The sequence below is a fragment of the Acinetobacter sp. WCHAc060006 genome (assembly GCF_004209135.1).
Taxonomy (GTDB): Bacteria; Pseudomonadota; Gammaproteobacteria; order Pseudomonadales; family Moraxellaceae; genus Acinetobacter; species Acinetobacter cumulans.
On sequence record NZ_SGSS01000083.1, the window covers coordinates 1 to 933 of the forward strand.

Annotated in this window: 1 pseudogene; it reads left to right on the forward strand. The window is 38.3% G+C overall.

Features of this window, described 5'->3' with window-relative positions:
- Positions 1–76 precede the first annotated feature (76 nt).
- A pseudogene (locus EXE29_RS17255) lies at positions 77–933 on the forward strand (IS3 family transposase); the annotation flags it as partial.

Here is a 933-nt window from a genome sequence, read left to right on the forward strand (position 1 = left end):
AGAGGTGGATCAGGAAATTTGAACAACACTTATAAGTGATATTTTGCTCCCCAAATGATGTTATAAACATCAATATATGGAGTATTTTATGACACGTAGACCAAGAAGAAATCATTCAAATGACTTTAAAGCTAAGGTAGCACTTGCTGCGATTAAAGCAGAAAAAACACTTGCTGAATTGAGTGCTGAATTTGATGTTCATCAAAACCAAATTATTGACTGGAAAAATCAACTGATTTCAGCTTCCTCGCAAGCTTTCGATCAATCAAAAGCTCCAACAGAACCACCCATCGATCTAAAAAAACTACATGCAAAAATCGGTGAGCAGGCATTAGAAATTGATTTTTTAGAAGGTGTGTTGAAGAAACTGGGTCGCTTCAACCACAAAAGTTAATCGATGACTCACTTCAGATTTCAGTATCTAAGCAAGCTAAGCTGCTGAAAGTCTCCCGTGGTTGTTATTACTATCGCCCAAAACCTGTGAGTGAATCAGATCTGAAGCTGATGCGCTGTATGGATGAGTTACATATGCAATACCCTTTTGCAGGTAGCCGTATGATGCGTGATTTATTGAATCGTCAAGGACATCATATAGGACGACGTCATACACGTACTTTAATGAAGAAAATGGGCATTAATGCGTTATATCGTAAACCAAATCTAAGTCAGGCCAATCAAGCTCACCGTAAATATCCATATCTGCTCAAAGGATTGGCTATTCAGCGCAGTAATCAAGTGTGGTCTACGGATATAACGTATATCCCTATGGCAAAAGGCTTTGTTTATTTATGTGCTGTGATTGATTGGCATAGCCGCAAGGTACTTGCGCATAGAGTATCGATTAGTATGGAGGTTACATTTTGCATAGAAACATTAAATGAAGCTATTGAAAAATATGGCCGACCTGAAGTCTTTAATACAGACCAAGGCAGT